General features: G+C 70.8%; 4 protein-coding genes. 3 read left to right on the forward strand and 1 reads right to left on the reverse strand.

Going from position 1 to position 3,800, the window contains the following annotated elements; translation table 11 throughout:
• Nucleotide 1: 1 nt before the first annotated feature.
• On the reverse strand, nucleotides 2-994 hold the full coding sequence (locus ACIY1X_RS25410) for an isopenicillin N synthase family dioxygenase (RefSeq protein WP_399686197.1): 993 nt from the start codon (nucleotides 992-994) through the stop codon (nucleotides 2-4).
• A 419-nt stretch (nucleotides 995-1,413) separates the two neighbouring features.
• On the opposite strand from ACIY1X_RS25410, the gene ACIY1X_RS25415 reads away from it, so the two are divergent.
• The 3 genes from ACIY1X_RS25415 to ACIY1X_RS25425 all read left to right on the forward strand — a co-directional run.
• Complete coding sequence (locus tag ACIY1X_RS25415; RefSeq protein ID WP_399686199.1) at nucleotides 1,414-2,445, forward strand: ABC transporter substrate-binding protein; 1,032 nt, start codon at nucleotides 1,414-1,416, stop codon at nucleotides 2,443-2,445.
• A 4-nt stretch (nucleotides 2,446-2,449) separates the two neighbouring features.
• Nucleotides 2,450-3,424: an isopenicillin N synthase family dioxygenase gene (locus tag ACIY1X_RS25420; protein WP_399686202.1), complete on the forward strand. Its 975-nt coding sequence runs from the start codon at nucleotides 2,450-2,452 to the stop codon at nucleotides 3,422-3,424.
• Nucleotides 3,421-3,800 (forward strand): VOC family protein (locus ACIY1X_RS25425; protein WP_399686204.1); only part of this gene is annotated, 380 nt, incomplete at its 3' end. The genes ACIY1X_RS25420 and ACIY1X_RS25425, both read left to right, overlap by 4 nt.

The following is a 3,800-nucleotide window of genomic DNA, read 5'->3' on the forward strand; positions in this document are numbered from 1 at the left end:
CTCAATACTTCTTGCCGAAGTTCGCCGCGATGCGCTGCTTGAGGTAGTCGCCCGCAGTGATGGGCGGGTACTTGCCCGAGGGCGACTCGATCAGCGCGTCGCGGTTCGCCTGGCAGAAGAAGGCGATGCTGTAGCGCGGGCCCAGGTATTCGCCCGGCTGCGGGTTGCGCACGCGGTGGAAGTTGCTGGGCAGGCGGTCGTCGCTCCAGCGCATGAGCATGTCGCCGATGTTGCAGGTGATGACGTCCTCGTCGGGCGGGATCGACGTCCACTCCTGCTTCTCGAACTCGGCCCCCGGGCACACCTGCAGGCCGCCCTGCCCCTGGCGCTGGTAGAGGATGGTCAGGCAGTCGAAGTCGGTGTGCGCGCCGGCGCGCCACAGGTCGAGCTTGTCCTGCGCCTCGGGCGGGATGGCGTAGTAGTGCAGCAGGCGCAGCGTGCTCTGGTACTCCGGGCTGGCCTTGTCGTGTGCGCGGGTGAAGAAGTCCTCGTCGAAGCCCAGCTTCAGCGCGAAGCAGGACAGCACCTTCATCCCGACCTCCCAGCTCTTCTGCTCGAAGTCGAGCATCGCCGCCTTGAAGCCGGGCAGTTCTTCCTCGGTCGGGAACAGCCTGCCCATCAGCGGCAGCGTGATCTGGTAGCTCTCCTTCTGGTCGGCGGTGCCGGTGGAAGGGCGCACCTGCGCCTTGCTCTCCCAGCCGGCGTTGTTGGCCAGCGGGTACTGCGCCTTCACGCTGTCGGGCAGCGCGAAGAAGCGCTCGGCCTCCTGGAAGGCGCCGCGGATGGCTTCCAGCGGCAGGCCGTGGTCGGTGAGCTGGAAGAAGCCGACGTCGACCGCGGCGTCCCACAACTGGTCGGCGATCCCGGCGCGGCGGCGCTCGAAGTCGGCGAGGCTGATGCGGCGCACTTCGCGGGCGGTGGTTTCCGAGCCCATCGCGCCCATGCGCGATTCCTTGCTCAGTTCGTGGAGGGTGTGGGTGGCAGAAGAGTTCATGGCGAGCGACCGGTCTGGTGTGGTTCGGGTGGAGGACGGACCACCCGGCGCCCGGCAGCGTGCGCTCCGGGACGCCGGGCGCCCGGAGAGCAATGACCCCCGACGACCTGCGCCGGTGCACGCTTCTACTCTCGCCCTCCTTCTTGCAAGTTCCACGCCCGCGTATTGCACGCCCGCGGCGCCGAGGGCCGGGCAGCGGCGCGCCGGTTTGATGCGCGCCGGCCTCAAGACGGTGCAGCGCGGGCCGCCGGACGCCGCAACAGGGCGGCACGGAAACTGCTCGCAGCCATGCCACGAGTAGAAGCGTTCAGCGGCCCGGCCTGCCGGCAGCCGCCCGGAAATTGCTCTGGATGACCCGCGCTGCGCGGCCCGCGTGGCGCGCCCTGCGCACACCTGTGTCTTCACGGAGTTCCACCACCATGCTTCCCCGCCGCTCCCTCCTGCGCGCCGCCGGCGCCACCGCCTCCCTGCTCGCCGCCGCGCCCTTCGTGCGCGCCCAGGGCTCGCTGCAGAAATTCAGGTTCAACCTCGGCTGGAAGGTCGAGGCCACCGCCGCCGGCTTCCTGCTCGCGCACCAGCGCGGCTACTACAAGGACGCGGGCCTGGACGTCGCCATCGACACCGGCAACGGCTCGGCCGCCGCCATCAGCCTGGTGGGCAGCGGCGCCTACGACTGCGCCTCGGCCGACCTGGCGACGATGGTGGAGTTCAACGTCAACAACCCCACCGCCGGCCTGAAGGCGGTGGCGATCCAGTACGACCTGAACCCCAACGCCATCCTCGTGCGCAGGAACGGCCCCATCGCCCGGCCGGCCGACCTGGCGGGCAAGACGCTGCTGGGCCAGCCCTTCAACGCCTCGCGCAAGCTGTTCCCCGTGTTCGCCAAGGCGCAGGGCTTCGACCCTTCGGGCGTGAAGTGGGAGAACGTGGCGCCCGACATCGGCGACACGCGCTTCGTCAAGGGCGACTTCGACGGCTCGGCCTACTTCTATTTCACCGGCTTGCTCAACCTCAAGCTGCGCGGCATGGGGCCGGAGCAGATCCGCATGTTCCGCTTCTCCGACCACGGCATGAAGTCGTACGGCAACGGCCTGGTCGCCAACGCGAAGAGCATGGAGCAGGCCGAGGCGATGAAGGCCTTCGTGAAGGCCACCACGCGCGGCTGGATCGAGGCGATGGCCGACACCCAGGCCGGCGCCGCCGCGGTGAAGGCGCGCGAGCCGCTGGCCAACGAGCAGATCGAGCACGAGCGCCTGAAGCTCATCGTCGACGGCAGCATGGACACGCCCGGCACCCGCAGCCACGGCTGGGGCGCGGCCACGCCGGAGCGCATCCAGGCCACCATCGCCGAGACGGTGGACGCCTTCGGCCTGAAGTCCTCGCCGGCCGTGGCCGACATCTGGACCGAGCGCTTCCTGCCCTCGCCGGCCGACCGCAAGCTGAAGGCCTGAAGCCGTGGCGGCGATCCCCGTCATCGACCTCTCCGGGGCACTGGCGCCCGGCGGCCCGCGCAGCGCCGAGGTGGCCGCGCAACTGCGCGCGGCGGCCATGGCCTCGGGCTTCTTCTACGTGCGGCATCACGGCGTGCCGGCCGATCAGGTGGCGCGGCAGTTCGCGCTGGCACGCCGGCTGCTGGAGGACGTGCCCGCCGCCACGCGCGAGGCGCTGGACATGCGCCACTCGCCGACGATGCGCGGCTACGAGAACCTCGGCGCGCAGACGCTGGACGCCGATGCGCGGCCCGACCTCAAGGAGAGCTTCTACTGCGGCATGGCCTACCCGGCCGACCACCCCTACGTGGTCGCCGGCCACCAGACCTACGGCCACAACCAGTGGCCGGCCGAGGTGCCCGAGGCGCCCGCGGCGTGCGAGGCCTACATCCAGGCGATGCTCGCGCTCTCGCGCCGGCTCATGCAGTTGCTGGCGCTGTCGCTGCACCTGCCCGAGACGTATTTCGACGCGACCGGCGAGAGCCCGATGGTCACGCTGCGCATGATCCGCTACCCCGCGCACCCCGAGGGCGCCGACGAGCGCACCTTCGGCGCCGGCGCGCACACCGACTGGGGCGCCGTCACCATCCTCGCGCAGGACGCGCACGGCGGCCTGGAGGTGCAGACGCCCGAAGGGGACTGGGTGCCGGCCACACCGATGGAAGGCTGCTTCGTCGTCAACCTGGGCGACATGATCCCGCGCTGGACCAACGGCCTGTACCACTCCAACCCGCACCGCGTGCGCAACCTGCACTCGGGCGGCGCGGCGCGCTGGTCGATCCCCTTCTTCTACGAGCCCGACTACTTCGCGCGCATCGAGGCCGTGCCCGGCACAGTGCCCGAGGGCGAGGCGCCGCGCTTCGCGCCCTGCACCGCCGGCGAGCACCTGGTCGAGATGTACCGCCGCAGCTACGGCTTGAAGCAGCAGGCCACCGCATGAAGCTCTGGTTCAACCTGATGTGCCGCGACGTCGAGGCGCAGTTCGCCTTCTACCGCGCCGTGTTCGGCCTGCCCGAGGCCGAGGCGGCGCGCTCGCCGATCTATCGCGCGGTGGAGACGGCGGACTTCCAGTTCGGCTTCAACGATGCCCGCGCCGTCTACGGACTGCTCGGCCTCGACGGACGCCAGCCGCGCGACGACGTGCGGCCCCGCCCCACCGTCGCGTACGCCACGCTGATGCTCGGCTCGCCCGCCGCCGTCGATGCGGCCGTGCGGGCGGCGCAGGCGCACGGCGGCCGCGTGCTCAAGGGGCCCTTCGCCACCTACTACGGCCAGTGGCAGGCGGTGCTGGCCGACCCGGAGGACAACGTCTTCCG

The organism is Xenophilus sp., assembly GCF_044462705.1.
Taxonomy (GTDB): Bacteria; Pseudomonadota; Gammaproteobacteria; order Burkholderiales; family Burkholderiaceae_C; genus Xenophilus; species Xenophilus azovorans.